The sequence below is a fragment of the Zymobacter palmae genome (genome assembly GCF_003610015.1).
Lineage (GTDB): Bacteria > Pseudomonadota > Gammaproteobacteria > Pseudomonadales > Halomonadaceae > Zymobacter > Zymobacter palmae.
In genome coordinates this window covers 1,601,668-1,620,085 of the sequence record NZ_AP018933.1, presented here as the reverse complement: position 1 = coordinate 1,620,085, position 18,418 = coordinate 1,601,668, and the positions used below count along the sequence as shown (strand labels likewise).

Annotated in this window: 16 protein-coding genes; 11 read left to right on the top strand and 5 right to left on the bottom strand. The window is 53.7% G+C overall.

Features of this window, described 5'->3' with window-relative positions; translation table 11 throughout:
• Positions 1–13: 13 nt before the first annotated feature.
• From ZBT109_RS07265 to prfC, 7 genes are all read left to right on the top strand, one after another.
• Entirely contained in the window at positions 14–1,255 is a 1,242-nt protein-coding gene (locus tag ZBT109_RS07265; protein ID WP_027705825.1) for a pyridoxal-phosphate-dependent aminotransferase family protein, read from the top strand.
• Positions 1,252–2,511, top strand: a complete 1,260-nt coding sequence (locus tag ZBT109_RS07260) for an allantoate amidohydrolase (protein ID WP_027705824.1) — start codon at positions 1,252–1,254, stop codon at positions 2,509–2,511. The genes ZBT109_RS07265 and ZBT109_RS07260 overlap by 4 nt, the downstream gene beginning before the upstream one ends.
• Before the next feature lie 450 nt (positions 2,512–2,961).
• On the top strand, positions 2,962–3,222 hold the full coding sequence (locus ZBT109_RS07255) for a hypothetical protein (RefSeq protein WP_027705823.1): 261 nt from the start codon (positions 2,962–2,964) through the stop codon (positions 3,220–3,222).
• Positions 3,223–3,386: 164 nt separating this feature from the next.
• Positions 3,387–4,019, top strand: coding sequence for a PAAR domain-containing protein (locus ZBT109_RS07250; RefSeq protein WP_084261879.1), 633 nt, complete (start codon positions 3,387–3,389; stop codon positions 4,017–4,019).
• A 3-nt stretch (positions 4,020–4,022) separates the two neighbouring features.
• On the top strand, positions 4,023–4,916 hold the full coding sequence (locus tag ZBT109_RS07245) for a VRR-NUC domain-containing protein (RefSeq protein ID WP_051524073.1): 894 nt from the start codon (positions 4,023–4,025) through the stop codon (positions 4,914–4,916).
• Positions 4,917–4,930: 14 nt separating this feature from the next.
• Entirely contained in the window at positions 4,931–6,025 is a 1,095-nt protein-coding gene (locus ZBT109_RS07240) for a type VI immunity family protein (protein ID WP_027705821.1), read from the top strand.
• Positions 6,026–6,379: 354 nt separating this feature from the next.
• Positions 6,380–7,993 carry a peptide chain release factor 3 gene (prfC, locus tag ZBT109_RS07235; RefSeq protein WP_038278938.1) on the top strand — a complete coding sequence of 538 codons (1,614 nt, stop codon included), beginning with the start codon at positions 6,380–6,382 and terminating at the stop codon, positions 7,991–7,993.
• Positions 7,994–8,134: 141 nt separating this feature from the next.
• On the opposite strand, the gene ZBT109_RS07230 is transcribed toward prfC, so the two are convergent.
• Positions 8,135–9,181 carry a ribonucleotide-diphosphate reductase subunit beta gene (locus tag ZBT109_RS07230; RefSeq protein ID WP_027705819.1) on the bottom strand — a complete coding sequence of 349 codons (1,047 nt, stop codon included), beginning with the start codon at positions 9,179–9,181 and terminating at the stop codon, positions 8,135–8,137.
• Positions 9,182–9,387: 206 nt separating this feature from the next.
• Between ZBT109_RS07230 and ZBT109_RS07225 the strand changes: the two genes are divergently transcribed.
• Positions 9,388–9,999: a YdcF family protein gene (locus ZBT109_RS07225; protein WP_051524103.1), complete on the top strand. Its 612-nt coding sequence runs from the start codon at positions 9,388–9,390 to the stop codon at positions 9,997–9,999.
• A 253-nt stretch (positions 10,000–10,252) separates the two neighbouring features.
• On the opposite strand, the gene ZBT109_RS13595 is transcribed toward ZBT109_RS07225, so the two are convergent.
• The gene (locus ZBT109_RS13595; RefSeq protein ID WP_145984500.1) at positions 10,253–10,618 is read right to left on the bottom strand and encodes a putative periplasmic lipoprotein; all 366 of its coding nucleotides are present in this window, start codon (positions 10,616–10,618) and stop codon (positions 10,253–10,255) included.
• A gap of 289 nt (positions 10,619–10,907) precedes the next feature.
• Between ZBT109_RS13595 and mscL the strand changes: the two genes are divergently transcribed.
• Both mscL and ZBT109_RS07215 read left to right on the top strand, forming a co-directional pair.
• Positions 10,908–11,411, top strand: a complete 504-nt coding sequence (gene mscL, locus ZBT109_RS07220) for a large conductance mechanosensitive channel protein MscL (protein ID WP_051524072.1) — start codon at positions 10,908–10,910, stop codon at positions 11,409–11,411.
• Positions 11,412–11,537: 126 nt separating this feature from the next.
• Complete coding sequence (locus tag ZBT109_RS07215; RefSeq protein WP_027705817.1) at positions 11,538–12,350, top strand: TatD family hydrolase; 813 nt, start codon at positions 11,538–11,540, stop codon at positions 12,348–12,350.
• On the opposite strand, the gene ZBT109_RS07210 is transcribed toward ZBT109_RS07215, so the two are convergent.
• Positions 12,325–13,437, bottom strand: a complete 1,113-nt coding sequence (locus tag ZBT109_RS07210) for a Gfo/Idh/MocA family protein (RefSeq protein ID WP_027705816.1) — start codon at positions 13,435–13,437, stop codon at positions 12,325–12,327. The genes ZBT109_RS07215 and ZBT109_RS07210 overlap by 26 nt on opposite strands.
• Positions 13,438–13,671: 234 nt before the next feature.
• On the opposite strand from ZBT109_RS07210, the gene ZBT109_RS07205 reads away from it, so the two are divergent.
• Complete coding sequence (locus ZBT109_RS07205; RefSeq protein ID WP_027705815.1) at positions 13,672–14,499, top strand: ABC transporter substrate-binding protein; 828 nt, start codon at positions 13,672–13,674, stop codon at positions 14,497–14,499.
• Between the two features lie 239 nt (positions 14,500–14,738).
• Here ZBT109_RS07205 and ZBT109_RS07200 read toward each other — a convergent pair whose 3' ends face one another.
• Both ZBT109_RS07200 and ygfZ read right to left on the bottom strand, forming a co-directional pair.
• On the bottom strand, positions 14,739–16,523 hold the full coding sequence (locus tag ZBT109_RS07200; protein WP_038279091.1) for an Svx/AvrXca family virulence/avirulence protein: 1,785 nt from the start codon (positions 16,521–16,523) through the stop codon (positions 14,739–14,741).
• Between the two features lie 791 nt (positions 16,524–17,314).
• Positions 17,315–18,271, bottom strand: coding sequence for a CAF17-like 4Fe-4S cluster assembly/insertion protein YgfZ (ygfZ, locus tag ZBT109_RS07195; RefSeq protein WP_051524070.1), 957 nt, complete (start codon positions 18,269–18,271; stop codon positions 17,315–17,317).
• Positions 18,272–18,418 lie beyond the last annotated feature (147 nt).

Here is an 18,418-nt window from a genome sequence, read left to right as displayed (position 1 = left end):
GAGTGTGTGTTTCATGAGCCGTACGCTGCTGTCTACCGTCAATCCTCCTCATCGCCTGCTGATGGGGCCCGGTCCGATCAACGCTGATCCTCGTGTATTACGCGCAATGTCATCACCGCTGATCGGCCAGTACGACCCGGTCATGACGGACTACATGAATCAGACCATGGCGTTGTACCGCGACGTGTTCCGCACTCAAAACGAGGCTACGCTGCTGGTGGATGGCACCTCCCGGGCGGGGATCGAGGCCGCGTTGGTGTCGCTGATTGAGCCGGGTGACCGCGTGCTGGTGCCGGTGTTCGGGCGCTTCGGGTTGCTGCTGTGTGAGATTGCTGAGCGCTGTCAGGCCGAAGTCATTCGCCGTGATATCGAGTGGGGGCAGGTGTTCACGCCTGATGCGATTGAAGCGATGCTGCGCGAAACGCGACCCAAGGTGCTGGCGTTGGTTCAGGGCGATACGTCGACCACTATGTGTCAGCCACTGGCCGAAATCGGTGCGCTGTGTCATCAGTACGGCGCGCTGCTGTATACGGACGCCACTGCATCGCTTGGGGGGAATGCGTTTGAGATGGATGCGTGGGAAGTAGATATCGCGACGGCAGGTTTGCAGAAATGTTTAGCAGGGCCGTCCGGTAGCTCGCCGATTTCGATTTCACCGCGTGCTGTCGAAGTGATCCGTCAGCGCGCCAGCATCGAAGCGGGCCTGCGCGGCGATGCCGATGCTGCAATCGCTGTTAATCATATTCGCTCGAACTACTTCGATCTGGGGATGATCCTCGACTATTGGGGACCATCACGCCTCAATCACCATACGGAAGCGACCAGCATGCTGTACGGTGCCCATGAATGCGCACGGTTGCTGGTCGAAGAAGGCATTGAGGCGGCAGTGGACCGTCATCAGCTGCACGGCGATGCCATGGTGCAAGGACTGAAAGGGTTAGGGCTGTCACTGTTCGGTGACCTCGACCACAAAATGAACAACGTGGTTGGCGTTTATATTCCTGACGGTGTGCCCGGTGAAGCGGTGCGTCAAACACTGCTGAACGACTATGCCATTGAGATCGGTACCTCGTTTGGTCCGCTGCACGGCAAGATCTGGCGCATCGGTACCATGGGTTACAACGCGCGCAAGGATACCGTACTGACGACGCTGGCTGTATTGGAGCAGGTGCTGCGACAGGCGAGGGCTCGTGTGGTAGCAGGCGGCGGTGTAGGCGGTGCCAATGAGGTGTATGCGCAAGGGGGCCGCGGATGATCCACGATGCTGCGTCCGTGATGCAGGCATGCGATCGGCTGGCGGCGATATCCGCTCGCAGCGATGGCATTGAACGCGTCTATCTTTCCGATGAACATGCCCGGTGCCATGCCCTAGTGGCGCCGTGGTTTGAAGCGGCGGGACTGATGACATGGCAAGATGCGGCGGGCAATCTGTGTGGCCGCATGGAAGGCGCAAGCGATGGGCTGCCTGCCGTGATGCTGGGCTCACACCTTGATACGGTGCCCTGCGCCGGTCGCTATGACGGCATCCTCGGCGTGATGATCGCGTTGGCGGTGGTGGAACGCTTCAAGGCGGCACGCCATACACTGCCGTTTGCGCTTGAAGTGGTTGGATTCGGCGATGAGGAGGGGGTTCGCTTCGGCAGTACGCTGTTGGGTAGCCAAGCCATCGCCGGTGGCTGGAACGCGCGGTGGTGGGGGCTGGAGGATGCCGAGGGCATCACACTGACCGAAGCGTTCACGTCCTTTGGGCTTGTGCCTGAGCGGATCGCTGAAGCCGCGCGGCGGCCCGATGCACTGGTCGCCTATTTGGAAGCGCATATCGAACAAGGGCCTTATTTAGAAGCGCAAGCGCGGCCGCTGGGTGTGGTCACGGCCATTGCGGGCGCTCGGCGATTCGATGTGGAGTGTGCCGGGCATGCAGGCCATGCTGGTACCACCCCGATGACGATGCGCCAAGATGCCCTGTGCGCCGCAAGCGAAGCGGTGCTGGCCATTGAGAATGCGGCCAGAAAGCATGGTTGTGTCGCTACCGTTGGCAAGCTGGATACCGTGGCCGGAGCCGTCAACGTAGTGCCGGGGCTTGTCCGTTTCAGCGTGGATATCCGTGCTCAGGACGATGCCCTGCGCGATCAGGCATGGGCCGAAATCACAGCCGCTTTTGAGTCTATTGGCGCGGCTCGCCGGGTAGCGTTTTCAAACCGAGAAACGCACTGTGCGGCAGCAGTAGGGTGCGCTCCCGAACTACAAAGCGCGATTGCTCGCGGCATTCGCAGTGTCACGGGGGAAAAGGAACCACTGAGGTTGGTCAGTGGCGCCGGACACGATGCTATGGCCATGGCGAACCTTACTGACGTTGGCATGCTGTTCCTGCGCTGTGCAGGCGGTATCAGTCATCATCCAGATGAGTCCGTGCTGGAAGAGGACGTTGCGTTGGCGATCGACGCGATGGTAGCGACGGTCAGCGCATTGGCAGAGACCCACAAGGTGCAGATTGAGACCGCCACCGTGTGAGTGCACAACGTTCAAGGGCGGCCGCTCGTATCCTATGCATAGGCCGCCCAACGTGAACATCTCGGTGTATAGAGGGTTAACGCGCTACCGTTTGCTATTCAGAGCATGGTTCATCATCCCAATACCCATGTCATTGAAGGGACTTCAAACCACAAAATTGCGGTAGAAACCTTCTATTGTAGAAAGAGCAAAAGTAATCACCGAGGTTATGAAACAGTCTCTTAGACCGCTTTTATCCTTGTGCCAGTGCTATCAACACGCGTGATAGGCAAGAAAGTGTATCGTCTTGCGGGCAGTGTTTACGGCATATGGCGAGACTACCTTTAACCATAATAAATTAATAATACTCTAGGAAGAAAGTGACTGCCCAGATGTCGTGTTCTATAACGATTATGAAAGCGTGGCTGAAATAATATTAGGCATATATTGTTTGTTAATGGAGTGTTGGAAATGATTCATGAGTTTGCAGTGGGTGATCAGGTACGTACCAAAAAAGGTTGGCCGGAAGCAGCAGATCAACGAAGAACGGGGGTGATAGTGGCTGTGACAGGGGGGGATAAAAGCAACTATGAGGAAGACGTGCGTGGTGAAAAGTGGGTTATAGTTGCTTGGGATGATGCCCCCAAACCGTGCGTGAATCGAATGGATATTGCGCATACGCATCTAGAGTTAAATCCTCCTCAGACACCTAAAAGGCTCAAGAAAGGCTAGTTATCTAAACCGCCACTTGGCGGTTTTTTTATATCTAAGAAACATTGGAAGTAAGCAATAGATGTCTGTGCGCTTATACACTACTTGCGTAGAGTAAGTGCAGCCTGTCCATCGCAGGTAGGCTATGCATAAATAGCACGTTATCTATATCTAACTTGTTCGAAATGGGAAAAAACAAGCACGCATTTGATAAAGTTATCTATATGGTAATATACCCATATCTTATAAAAAGAGAGAACATCATGGCAGGTGGAAGAGTCATTCGAGTGGGGGATATGACGACCCATGGAGGAACCGTCATTGAAGGGGACTCCACGATGATCATCAATGGCCGACTGGCAGCCAGGGTTGGCGATCTTGTTGCTTGTCCAGCATGCTTGGGGGTCTATCCGATCATTGAAGGCAACCCGGGGCTGACCAGTAACGGGAAGCCGATAGCCTATGAGGGATGCCGAACGGCATGCGGTGCTCAGTTAATCCTCAAAGAAAACGCAACGTTTATTCATCGGGTCCCCTCTGGTGGAGCGGCGTCAGTGCAGCATGAAACGTCAGCGGCCTCGGCGGAACAGCAAGTCAGCGGTCAACGCATGCAAGGGAGAGACGAGCCTAATTCAAGGCCATACTCAGGGCGCTTCAAGGTGATTGACCGAAGCAGTGGAAGGCCTTACTTGATGAAACCAGTAGAAGTGACATGCTCTGATGGGCAAGTTATTCAATGCATAACAGATGAGCAGGGCTATACCCCCGTTATAAGCAGTGACCGTCCGTCGACAATTTCTATAAAGATTATGGAGTAATTAATGGGAAGGCTTAGGCTAGGTGGGGGAGAAAATAAAGAATATATTGGCAATAGATTTAGCGGAAATTTAGATTATGAAGACAAGATATTTCTATGCAGCGCCGCATGTCAATGTGAAAAGACGCCGCTTATAGCCAAAGATGGCTCTGAAAGAAAGCAAGATTGCATGAGTATGAGAATAAATGCCTTGGCAAAAGCATCTCCGAAATCTTCTTTCTACAAAGCAGAGGTAAACTATGATATGACTCAGGCCCCGCCTGAGCCGGTATTGGAAAGCTGTCCTGCACCCGGAATAGAGCCTCAAAGGCACCCTTATCTTCCCGGCTGGATAACCAAATATTGGAATGACACTGCGAAAGGACGGCCTTCGTGGCAGAGCGGATGTGGATACATAAAAAGACCTGATGTAATAATTGTACATGATCCATTAAAATCTCCAGTGCAGTCTAATATAAAAACTGTAGTTGAGGTTAAATTTCCAAACGATACATTTGGAAAAGACCAAATAGAAGATTATATAGAAATAGCAGGAAGCGAAGATAAAGTTGCAGTCCTTTTAACAGAGGATTGTGGATGCTCTGACAAAGAGCGTGAACGTGAACCGGTGTCTGAACCGGCAGTTGCTCCTGCTGAAGAAATATCCGCTCACTCCTCCCAAGCTCGGGCAGAGGTTCAACAGGAAGCTGATAATTCGTATGCATACTATGATGGAGATAATGTTATGCATGTCGTAGCTTCTCCCCTTGACGATAATGAGAACTCATCATCATATAACCTTGGGAAATTTTTTTACTTATCGGCTGCGGAGCAGCGAGTCCTTGCAGAATCATCTGGTATGGCTTTGGCAGCCTTGGCTACTATTGTTGCGTATTCTTGGCTTGCGCTCCTTGCGTAAAGGGAAAATATATTATGGATACTAAGTTATTGGAGCTCTACGGAAATAGAATGGAGTTTCCGGGAAGACTATTAAGTGGAAACCCGCAAGATTATGTAGGGATGGCTTTGAGTGTATCTTGCACTATTTTCTTTAGATGGGGTTGGCAGGAAGAGAAAAAAGAAGCTATCTGTAAAGCCTTAGATAAATATATGTCTTGCTTTGGTTCGGAAATAAAATGGGTTTTTTCTGATGAAGAACCGGGTAAGGGAAATAAGCAAGAATACAAAAAGACTGAACCCCTTAGAAAATTATACAAAAAGTGGGATGACAATGTTCTTGTATATCGAAAATACAAAGGAGGGAACACATTTGATGATGCAAGCCCCTATTCGTTCCTAATAGGCTCTAGACGGAAATGGAAGTCAGACAAGTTTGAGAGAGCGGGCGAAATAGGCATGGATGTTGTTCGCTTCTCTGTACCGCTTCCTGCTTTAGTGCAACACCCTAAGGTATTCCAAGAGATGGTGCTTGAATTGGCAGATGGCTTGGATGCATTGCATGGTTTCGCAGGGCTGAGCACAGAATTATCGCCCGATCAGCTAACAGAAGAACCTACCGAAGCATGGCAAGCTCAACGCTGGAATGGTATGTCTGTAGGCGACGATTTTTTGGCATCAGGACGGCTCGCTACTACAAGGATAAAAACGGTTTCATGGCTGACCATCATTGGTCAGGACATAATACCGAAGGCGGACTATCAGTGGTTGAGATCAGAATTACCTCCTAGCTGGTTTGCCTTTTATGAATACAAGACAGGGGTGATTGTTCAATCAGGTCCTGCTCCAGATCCAGCCCCATTGAGCTCTAACCCATTGCCTGCAACGTATGTGCTTCCCAATATGCTTCTTAAACCGTTTAGAGCAGAGGATTGCACAATACATTTGAACACCGGCCTAACGCCGCTCATTGCCACTAAAGAGGCCAGATCAGCTTGGTTGTCTCGCTTTGATGTGCCAGAAGACCAGCTTGATGTTTACAAGGCCAAGCTAACCAAAATGCCCTGCCTGAAACAGAAGCACGTACTGATGGACGCTATAGATCCGCGGTTACAACCTCTCTATAAATGATTTTCCACGGCCCCTCTTTGGGGCCATTCCTCTAATGATCCATGCACTCCTTTCAAGTGTCTTTTTTTATGTTTATAGCCTGGTTATTTTAAATTAAGGGATCACTACCCTCTTTAAATGTTGGAGTTTGGCACAAGTCGTCACGTTGGAGACAAGCGCTGCTTAGCATCTGATCTGACTATATGGAAGAAAACGACCATAAGACGATGTGGGCGCGCGGGCGCTAACCTGTGTATGGCTAGACGTCTTTGCGACATTAACCTGTGTGAGCACTTCTGGCTTCCTGTACAATGCTGTGCATTCTCGATACGCAGTGCCGGATGAACCGGCGTAGTTCAGATAATGAGCACAAGCATGAGTACAGATTTCGAATTTTTGAAGCAAGGCGACAGCGAATGTGCCCAAGAGGCAAGCATTCGCAGAACGTTTGCCATCATTTCTCACCCCGATGCCGGTAAAACCACTCTGACCGAGAAGTTACTGCTGTTCGGGAATGCGATTCAGGTGGCCGGTGCAGTGAAAAGCAAGCGCGAAGCGCGCCATGCCACGTCTGACTGGATGAAGATGGAGCAGGAACGTGGTATCTCCGTGACCACGTCTGTGATGCAGTTCCCGTACAAAGGGCGCATCGTCAACCTGCTGGATACACCCGGACACGAAGACTTCTCGGAAGATACCTACCGCACGCTGACGGCGGTTGACTCCGCGCTGATGGTGGTCGATGCCGCCAAAGGTGTCGAGGAACGTACCATCAAGCTGATGGAAGTCTGTCGTCTGCGTACTACGCCCATCCTGACCTTCATCAACAAAATGGACCGTGAAACCCGCGATCCTATTGAAGTTATGGATGAAATCGAGACGGTATTGAACATTGCCTGTGCGCCGGTCACTTGGCCGATTGGGATGGGGAAACGGTTCAAGGGCGTCTATCACCTGATCAACGACACGATCCACCTGTATCAGACCGGTCAGGGGCATCGTATTCAGGAAGATCAGCGCATCGACGGTATCGACAATCCCGAAGTGGACAAGGTACTGGGCGAAAGCATGGCTCAGGAGCTGCGTGATGAGATCGAACTGGTGCGCGGCGCTTCCCATGAGTTTGATCTTGAAGCCTACCGTGCAGGGGATCTGACCCCCGTATTCTTCGGTACTGCGATGGGTAACTTCGGCGTTCGCGAAATGCTGGATGGTTTCGTCGAGTACGCTCCGCCGCCTCAGACCTACACCACCGATACGCGTGACGTCGAAGCGGGCGATGAACGTTTCAGTGGTTTCGTGTTCAAGATTCAGGCGAACATGGACCCAAAACACCGCGACCGCGTGGCGTTCCTGCGTGTATGTTCGGGCAAGTACGACCGCAACATGAAGATGCACCATGTGCGTATTGGCAAGGACGTGAAAATCGCTGATGCGATGACGTTTATGGCCGCTGACCGCAGCCATGTCGAAGAGGCGTGGCCTGGTGACGTAATCGGTCTGCACAACCATGGCACGATCCAGATCGGGGATACCTTCACCGCAGGTGAAGATATGCGCTTTACCGGCATTCCGCACTTTGCGCCGGAACTGTTCCGCCGCGTGCGTCTGAAGGATCCGCTGAAGGCCAAGCAGCTGCAGAAAGGGTTGCAGCAGCTGTCCGAGGAAGGGGCCACTCAGGTGTTCATGCCGCTCGACAACAATGACCTCATCGTCGGGGCGGTCGGTGTGCTGCAGTTCGATGTAGTCGCGCACCGCCTGCTGGAAGAGTACAAGGTCGATTGCATCTACGAGGCCGTTAACGTGACGACGGCGCGCTGGCTCGACGGCGATGAACGTAAGCTGGATGAAATGAAGCGTAAGACCAGTACCAACCTGGCGATCGACGGTGGTGGTCACCTGACCTATCTAGCCCCGACGCGTGTCAACCTGCAGCTGACGGAAGAACGCTGGCCGGACATCACGTTCCGCACCACGCGCGAGCATTAATATACCGTTATATTGCCATTAGGCAGCGTAACGAATAAAGCGGAGGCCACTGTGCCTCCGCTTTTTCATCTTTTACTGGTCAATATACGGCTGCCTTTACCGGTAGTGTCGATGCAATGGCGTGCGGCCGGATTATTACGCCTATAGGCTGTCGAAATCATTCTGTCCGTTGGTTTTCTTGTAGCTGGCATTGCGCTGTTCGAAGAAGTCGGTCTTGATCTCGGTGAAGTTGTCTGCGTAGGCCCGAATCCACGGCATGCCGTTGTCGGTGGCTTCATCGTACAGCGGTTCGATACCCAGCATTCCCGCCATCTTGTTAGCGCGGTACTTCACGTAGGTCAGCATCTCCTGTACGTCAATGCCATCAATGTCCGTCAGCACTTCCGATGACCACTGCGTTTCGAGATCGACGGCGTGACGGAAGGCCTCGCGCGCATAGTCCGCCAGTGCGTCGGTATTAAGATGTCGCTGTTCGCCCAGAATAGCGCGTACCAGTTCCGTGATGAATTTGGTGTGCGCCAGCTCGTCGCGGTTGATGAAGCTGATGATCTTGCCTGTGCCGGTCATGCGGTTCTGGCGCACTAGGTTATAAAAGAAGGCGAAGCCGGAGTAGAAGTTGATACCTTCCAGTATTGACGATTGCAGCAGCGCCTTTACCAGCGTATCCGGTGTCTTCTCAGACAGAAATTCATCGTAAGCCGCCATGATGGGCGCATTGCGTGCCACGATGGTGGGGTGCGTGCGTGCCAGTTCGAACACGCGTTTCTGATCGGCAAGGCCGGTGATCGACGACAGCACATAGGAATAGCTCTCGTTATGAATGGCTTCCTGCTGAGCGATCATCGACGCATTCACGTGAGCGGCATGCTCCGTGACATAGTCACTAATGTTGTAGATCAGGCGTGTCTGTGGTGAATCCAGCGTCGCTAGCAGGCCGATGATGGCATCGAACGCATAGCGCTCCTTCGCGGGAAGATCGTGATATTCCTTGGCGTCATCCTTCATGTCTACTTCATCGGGAATCCAGTAGTTAGTCGACAGTTCTTGGAATGTCCTGAGGAAGGAAGGGAACGGTTTTTCATCGAGCGGAACGCGATGCCGCTGACCGTTCAATAACCGTGACGTTGAGGTACTCAGAGACGGTTGAAGGATTTTAATCTGGCGCTGATGACCCGATATGCCTGACATTATCACACCTTTGTTTATAAAGTTAACCAAGGTTAATATGATATACATTGGTGTATTTGGCTTCAATCTGTCATCGAGAAATGCCTGCATGGGCTGACAGTCAGTGCCATGACTCAAGGGAATAAAACCTGCCATAATGCGCTAGGACATTGATTCGATATGCTATGCCGCTGAAATGTTGGTTTAAGCGCTGTGTGGGGGCGGAGATGACGCTAGATAAGGGTGTAATTGGACGAACTGTGATGGCGGTGGTTGCCTGTGTGGCATTGGTGTTAGTGGTGGAGCTAATTGTCCTGCTGTGGGTGGGAGTGCGAGACGATATTGCGCCCAGCGATGTGGGGATCGTGCTGGGGTCTAGCATTACTGCTGGAGGTGAGCCATCGCCGCGCTTGCAGGCACGTCTTGATAGGACTGGCGAACTGTGGCAAGCGGGAGTGTTTCCTGCCGTGATCGTAAGCGGTGGGGTCGAGCCGGAAGGGTGGGACGAAGCCGCTATCATGGCGCGCTACCTACAGCAGCGCTGGCACGTTCCAGCATCTGCCATTTTGCTCGACGCTACTGGCAACACCACTCATGACACGGCCTGTCATAGTGCTGCCTTGATGCGTCAACATGGCTATCGCAGCGCGCTGGTGGTCAGTCAGCATTTTCATATTGCACGCAGCCGTGATGCTTTACAGCAAGCAGGGATTGATGACGTTCATCACGCGCATGCATATTTTTTTGAAAGACGGGATATTTACTCGACGGTACGTGAAATGGTGGCCTGGCCACTATATCGTTGGCGTCATGCTGACGGTTGTGCTTCTAGCGATTAACGCTTTTCAGCAAACGGCGTGTGTTGAATATAGCATTGATGAGTTGTGCTGGCGGGGCTATAAAAAAGAGCGGCCACGTAAGGAGTATCGCGGCCGTTCTTTTATCGTCTATTAAGAGCGTGTTTCATAACCTCAATACTTTTGTCATTAATGGGCTTTAAATTAAAGCAGTGCGGCAGAATCCGCCCGTTCTAGCAGGGACAAAGGCAATCGCTCGGGTTATGAAACAGTCTCTAAACAACGCTTTTATTAATCACGAATCACAGTTGAGACGAAGATTATAAAAGACCGGATCTGCCTTCATTATGGATCCTGTTGCAGCGTCCACAATGAATCCTGGCCAGAACAGAATATTGATAAATGTAAGGCCAACCACTGATTTCCCCGTTTGCAGTACGCGTGGCGAACAGCCTTTCTTTTCGGCAGAAAGGGTAACGCTTTTACCGCGAGGGACTGGGTAAGTCACCGTTCCATTCCCCATATACAGCCCGTCGACAAATACCTTGGTGTCATTATCTTGAGTACTGACCGTAATAGTATCTTGAGAGGGGCCAAATACTGTGGCACAACCGTTCAGTAGCAGAAGGGATGCAGCGGCTGTAATTAGAAGTTTTTTCATGCTGATCGGAGTCGCTTGAGAATTAAAAGGTAAGTGTTTTAGTCAAGCACGATGTTAACACAATGTTAATATGCAAACAAATGTCATAATTGGTGGTGTTTTTGTATTGATGCCATGATGGCTGTTACCGGATAAATCGTGGGCTGCCGTGTTATGAGGCACTTAGAAAACGGTGATGTCGCAAGACTATGCTATGGTATGAGAGGAAAGCAGGGGCGGCATGCGCCTGCTCTATTGTGCCTGTAAACAGGCCGTCCAATGGATTGAAGAGGGAGTGCAAGGAGCTGCTATGGCCAGTCAATTTCTGAAGGATTTTCGCAAGTTTGCCGTCAAGGGCAACGTTGTCGATATGGCAATCGGTATCATCATCGGTGCTGCGTTCACCAGCATCGTCAACAGCTTGGTGAAGGACATTCTGACGCCCATCATCGGTCTGTTTACCGGTGGTCTGAATTTCGACAATATGTTCGTCGTGCTTCGTGAGGGTGCTATTGCGGGGCCTTACCCGTCACTGGATATCGCTCAGAAGGCTGGGGCAGTCACCATCAACTACGGTAACTTCCTGAATGCGGCGATCTCCTTCATCATTGTGGCATTCGTCTGCTTTATGCTGGTTCGCATGATCGGCAAGCTGCAGCGCAAGGAAGAAACCGAAGTCAAAGCGCCGACCACCAAAGAATGCCCGTTCTGTGCGTCGACCATCCCGCTCAAAGCCACTCGCTGCCCGTCATGCACGTCTGAGCTGGGTAGCACTGCCGGTACGATGGCCGATAGTGAAGCCACCCAAGGCTAATAACAATACGTCTATCTCTTGTCATAATGAAAAAGCCCGCTACTCATGCGGGCTTTTTCATGTCTGAATAAAGGCGATATTCCAGAAGATATGGTGAGGCCGGGACTCGGCAATGATGAGGATATTATGGATGACCAGAGTCATATGACGGCATATCACGATCATCACTGTCATCTAGATGCGGTGGCGTTCGACGATGATCGGGATGACGTCGTAGCGCGAGCACGAGCGTTAGGCGTGACGCGCTGTACGCTGGCGGCGACGGTGCGGGAGCACTGGCCGCGGGTGATTGAGACGGCACATCGCTACGGTTTCGATTATCAGCTAGGGCTGCATCCTTACTTCATGGATCAACACCGCTTAGAGGGTGCCGGTCACGATATTGACGCTTTGGCTGATTTACTGGCGGAGTTCCCGCGAGATCAAGCGCTGGTAGGCATAGGGGAGTGCGGTGTCGACAAGCGCTTTCCTGAGACACTCAAACAGCAATGGGCGTTATTCGAGGCGCAGCTTCAGCTGGCGAAGGCCTATCGGCTGCCGGTCGTGATTCATTGCGTGCGACTGTACGATGAGGTGGCAAAGCGCCTGCGCGAACTGCAGCTACCCGCCGGAGGTATTGTGCACGGTTTTATCGGTAGCGTGCAGCAGGCACAGCGCTTCGTGGCACTCGGGTTCAGAGTGGGTATTGGCGGAGCCATTACATGGCCGCGCAATGAACGGCTGCGTCGCGTGGTAGCGGCACTGCCAGCAGAGGCTATCGCATTGGAAAGCGATGCCCCAGATATGCCGCTGTGGTGGCCTGAAACGCAGCGGCCTCAGTGGTTGCGCAGCCACAACGGGCGGGATCGTAACGAACCGTGCATGGTCGCGCGGTTGGCAGAACAGGTCGCTGCGCTACAGGCTGGTAATGAGGCTAGACACCCTCGTTTTCCTGAGTGACGACGTATAGTGCTTTCGGTGGCTGTACGGGCGGCAGTGCGCGGGCTTGAGTAGACAGGATGCGCTGTCGGCGTTGGCGTGTTGGTAGTGATTGCGGCAGGCCTGTCTGCAAAGCGCGTTCGATAGCCTCTAGTATGACAACATCGAACAGACCTTCCTCTCCGTCTGGCTCTGGCACGACGTCCTGCTGCAGGCAGTCGACAAAGTAACGGAGCTCGCCACCGAACTGGTCGTGCGGGCCGTGAGCGTAGTCAAAGCTCTGACCGTGGCGTGTCAGGCGATAGGCCAGTATGGCGTCGGGGCCAAAGGTAAAGCAGGGGGAGGCACTGATTGTGCCTTCTGTGCCCACCAGTGTGAAGGTATCGACCGATGCGCCGGCAAAGGTCGTACTGAAGGTTGCGATGCGCTGGCTGGGAAACGTCAGTGTCACCGTGACGGTATCATCGAAACTGAAGTGGCGGCCCGGTGTTCGCACGCCTTGTGCCGTGACCTTGGTTGGCTCTTCATCGAACAGGTGGCGCACCTCGTTGAGCGGATAGATGCCCAGATCGGGTACCGGCCCTGACCAGTAGCCGTGCTTGGCACGGTGGGTGTCTTCATCAACATCCTGCCCAAACGCTGCTGTATACATGACGGGGCGCCCCAACTCGCCGCGGCGAACGCGCTCGATCATCTCGACGGTGGCAGGTTCCTGATGAAGGCGATAGGCCACCATTAGTTGCGCGCCGCTGTCCTGCTGGGCCTGCATAATGGCCAGACAGTCGTTGACACTGGTCGCCATCGGCTTTTCCAGCAGCACATGAATGCCTCGTTCAAGGGCGGGTACGGCATACTGGCGATGAAGGAAGTTTGGGGTCGCGATGTACACTGCATCAATGGTGTCGGATGCGAGTAGCGCATCATAGTCGTCATAGCCGTAGCAGCGAATGTTGTAGCGGTGCCCCAGCGCCTCAGCCTTACGTGGATCCCCCGTCACCAGTGCGACCAGCTCGGCATCGTCAAGCTGCGCCAGCGCTGGAATGAAGGCGGTCTGAGTGATCTGCCCGCCGCCGACGGCGGCGAAGCGTATCGTTCTGCGCGTTGCCATTCTCTAACACTCCTTTAGTTGAGCATTTCAAAGCGAGATGCGGGGTGCATTGTGTGTCGATAGGGCGTATGACGGTCATATCATGAGTGCGCTGCCATTGCTTTTACCATAGAAGTCCAGTAGGAAGATGTCGAAGGCCTCAAAGGGCTGTGCACGGTCGAAAAAAGCAGGTAAGACGCTGTGCCAGCGCTATGCTTGATAGCCAAACGGTCATTACCGCTCAAGGAGGATGCTATGACCTTAAATGGCCTACGCGCCGTGCTGTGCCGTACGTTGAGTGTGGCACTACTGGGCCTGCCCGCTGTGGCGCAGGCCGAACTGCCGCTAACGACACCGGGAAAGCTCACGATTGGTTCAGATCTGACCTATCCGCCGTATGATTGGGTGGACCAACACCACCAGCCTCAAGGTATCGACCCGGAACTGATGACATTGATTGCCCGCGAGCTGAATCTAGAAGCGGATTTTCATGACACGCGTTTCGTTAGCCTGCTGCCAGGGGTGCGTCGCCAGCGTTTTGATGTGGCGGCATCAGTGATCACCATTACGCCTGAGCGTTTGCAGACGGTGGACTTCATTCCCTATCTGAAATCGGGTGAAGCGTTGCTGGTGCGGCATGATATGGCAACACCGCCGACAAAGGCCGATGCGCTGTGCGGTCATAGCGTGGCCGTGCTGGAGTCGGCCGCTTGGATTCCTCAGCTTGAAGCATTGTCCGATCAGTGCGTGCAGCAGGGGCAGAAAGCGATCCAGATCCGCACCTTCGATACCAATCCTCATGCCACGCATGCGCTGACCTCGCGCAACGTTGATGTACAGCTGATTGACAGTGTGATGGCTGAACGGGTGGTTGAGCAGCTCAAAGGGGCCGTGGTCATCAGCTCTGACAGACTGCTCTATACCGAAGTGTTGGGTATCGCCGTCAGCAAAGAGCGGCCTGCATTGAAAAGCGCCATTGAGCGTGCGTTGATCCAGTTGAAAAACAGTGGGGAATACCAGCGGCTGTTGCAGCGCTATGGGGTGGAGGCGGCACAGACCGGCGATCTGCCAGAGGCTCAATAGGACGGGGCGCCGTGTCTCTGGTCTTCGATCGGTCTAAAACATCCGTGACTGTTAAATAAATCACTGACTGCTAAATAAAAAGACCGCACTGCCTCATTCTTAGGAGGCGGTGCGGTCTTTTTATTGTGCGGTGTGTTATCTGGTTGCTGAGGGTATCCGCTGTGCTATGAGTAGCGCATGCGGCGCTCTGTCCGGGAGCGGCTACGATGACCTCGTTAGCCTCTCATCGCCCTCGCGGCCTACGGCTGTTGGGTGACCTCCGGTACAGGCTGTGTCAGGTTGGCGCCGCTGTGTGCATCGGTGATCGTGGTCGCATCGGCATAGCCGTAGAATATGCCCTTGCTTGGAGAGGCACCTGTCTGTGCTTCCACATCACCACGGAATTGAGCTGTTTCTGACAGCGTGACCGGGGCGAAGGCACCGAGGCCTTTGAACACGGTGTAGGCCTTGGCGTTGCCCTTGACCGTTGAACCGCTGCGCAGCACTGTCAGCGCACCGATAATGCCATTGTCCTGCACCGTTCCGCCTGCCACCGTGGCGTGATCCTCGACGCGCGCATGACCGAGCACGTTGCCGCTGAGCACGCGGGCATTAAGGCCAACGTAAGCGGTGTTGTCCACGCGGGCTCCCTCGGCGACCCAGCCCCCGCCATTGGTATGGCGATGCCCTTTGGGCGTAGGCTGTGGCGCATTGGGTTGGTGGCCTTCTGGATAGGCATTCTTCAGTGTGATGCGCCACGGGTAGCGGTAGACGCTGTAATACGGCTGATCCCATTGAATATTGTGTGGTGTGCTTGGGGTGCCCATCACTACCAGATAGACCTCTTTCTCATCGGATTTAAGCCCAAAGTGGAGGCTGGCACGGCTGCCATGGCGAAGCACGCTGTAGCGCGCTTTGCCGCTCTGGCTGATCGCGACCAGTCCCCAGCGCCAGTCTGAATCGGGGGGGACGATGGTCGTTGGCTCATTGGCCAGGCCGGCAAGCTTCGATGCGGCAGGGGCGGTCTGAACCAACCCCTGAAAATCGACGTCGATCGACTTGGCACCGGTTGCCGGTATTAAGCGCACCAAATTGTAGCCCCAGCGCTGCGGTGCCCACGCAAAAGGTACTTGATAGCCGCCAGAGCTGTTTGCAATGGTGTCGAGCGAGGTCAGGCGCAGGGCGCGGTCGAGGTTACCATCGTCGTCGGCAACCGAGGGATCGAACGCGTGGTTGCTGCCGTACTTCTGACGGTACAGTGCGCCCTGATCGCTGCCGTTGGGGTTGATGTAGTCCCAGTTGACGTTATGGCGCGCCCATTCACCGAACACATCATTCAGTTGCGATTGAGACCAGCCCATGTTGTCGCGAATGATAGAAAAGGGATCGGCCGTGGCCGTGCGGGTATCACCATCCTTGGGGGCCTTTGCCCATAGATCATTGATGATGCCGTAACCGTAGCGATCCTTCAGATACTCCATGAACTGCCAGTTGCAGTAACGATCGCGTGTCGACCCCAGATACAGGTGAGGGTAGTTGATCAGCATTTCCGAGCAGTGAACCTCACTGCCGTGAAACTCGTCCATCTGGTGTGCCATCCAGTTGGCGTGTGATTCCCATATCCAGCCTGAATAGGGTGAATTGCGCATGCCGCCCGTGCTGCCCTGCAGGGCGTGAGTGAACTCATGCGCCAGCCCCCAGTGATCGGCTAGCGCTGGCGCGGCGATCCACATGCCCATCCCACCGCTGCTGGTCATGCCACCGCTCAATCCAAACGAGGGGTCGATATGCACGCTGACTTTGTACTTGGCGGCCGACCGACAATAGGGCGTAGGAAAACCTATACGTTCGATGAAGGTAGACCAGGTCTTTTCTAACTGTTCACCGGCTGCGGCAACCGTAGCCATTGTCGTAGCATTACCCGACCATCGGAAGGCAAAGTGCGCGGTTTCGTAACGTACTGAAGGCATATCGGTATCGTTGGGGTTGGCGACCCAGTGGCCATCGACACATGATGACGTTGCCGCATGGGCAAGGGAAGCCATGCTAGCCAGTCCCATACATAGCCCCAATCGCATCGTTAGCGAAGGCGCCTGTCTGACACAGTGAAACGGGTAACGGATAAGCGTGATTATTCTCATCGTACATTGGCCTTATGATAAACAGTAGCGTAGTGCTGCACTTTTAATGAGTCGCCACATCACTACCGGAAGGCAGAGATAGGCGCTGCATGAAAAGTTGTTATCATATGGTAAGAGTTATGAATATCAGTTGATTATGAGTTGTTGTTTCAGATATTAAATACATTAACTTAAAGGTTGTGTTTAATTAAATAAATCATAAGTAAAAATAAATAATGATTGTTATTGTACGTATCGTTTTATAATAAAGTAAGAAAATAAAATAACGAATATAAGTGCACAAGCCTGTCACGGTGGGCCTGCATTGCTATGGCGAGTGAGAGCGATAACCGCCATGTCCTGTATGAGCTGTGGGTTGAAACGCTGCGTTCTGTGCCTCTTGATAGCGCAAAGCATCGTTTTAGCCAACTGCGATACGGCTGAGATGAGAACGGCGTTCGTTGCCGGTAATGCCGATGTGGGTGGAGTTATCGTTTCGATAACGCGAGATGGATAACGCTCTGGTGAGGATGAACAAGGACTGGGAGCACAAAAGTGTGAAGGATAGGGCGGGTAGACAGGGGGCATCCCAAGATCGCGTGGTCATGGCGAGCGGAGCAAGATAGGGTTGTATTTGCGCCATAAAAAGCCTTCACGCCTTGGCATGAAGGCTTCGTTGTCACCCGCGAGCGCTTGATATGCTCAGCGTTCGGGGATTATGCCGTGGTGGCGATTGACGCGACCAACTCTTCGGGGTCGCGGCGTTCGATGGCGTACGGCAGTGCAACGGCCGTCACAATATCGCCGTGGACGCTGAGCGGCGGCATCTCTTCTTTTTGGCTAACGACGGCCAGCAGCTCCCAGCCTTCGCTGACGCCCGGTGCTACGGCCAGTATGGTGCCAATATCGCGTTCTGAGGCGCTGTCGACGACGCTATCACCGACGCATGGGGCTTCCAGTGTATCGGCCGCGCACAGATGCATTAGGCGTCTTTTTACTTGGCCGCGGAAATGCGCGCGCGCCACCACTTCTTGCCCGGTGTAGCAGCCTTTTTTGAAGCTGATACCCCCCAGCGCTTCCCAGTTGATCATCTGAGGTAGCCAAGCATCGCTTTGCGAGGCTTGAAGCCAAGCGATGCCCGCATCAATCTGCAGGCGCTGCCAGTCGCCCTGTGACAGCGTACTGCTGTCGACACGGTAGGGGCATTCGCTGGTGCCGATCCACACCAAGCACGCTTCGCCTTCCACGCGTAGCAGATAGCCAGTGCCACAGTTGACCCAAGCACCTGCCAGTGTGGCGGGCAGCGCTGCGGTATAGGCCGTCAGTGCTGTAGACGACGCGTGGATGCCCTGCAGGATGATATCGGTGCGAACGGTCAGCGTCGCCTTGTAGAACACGATGTACTTACGCAGATGCTGTTCCAGCACGTCGACGATGGAGGGGTGCATGATGAGCCAATAGCGCTCGGGTTCTGGGCGGAAGATACGCGTATTGGCCACCATGCGGCCCTTGGGTGTACAGAATGCGGCCAAGGGCGCGAAGGCGTCGTTGGCATGTGCAAGCTGCGCTGTGCACTGGCCTTGCAGAAAGCGTTCTGCATCCTTGCCAGCCACTTCGAGAACGGCAAACGATTCAAGGGGCGCGGTAACGGCGACGGTATCGGTTTCTGACATGATGAACCTCTTCTCTAGGCGGGAGCGGCTGCGAAGGCCCTCTCGACGGCGCAGTGCCAATAATAACGATAGCGTGCAGCGTACCCTATTTTCCAACGCACTCACATGAGCGCGGCATGCTCAGTACGATAGCGTTTCGCTATTGTC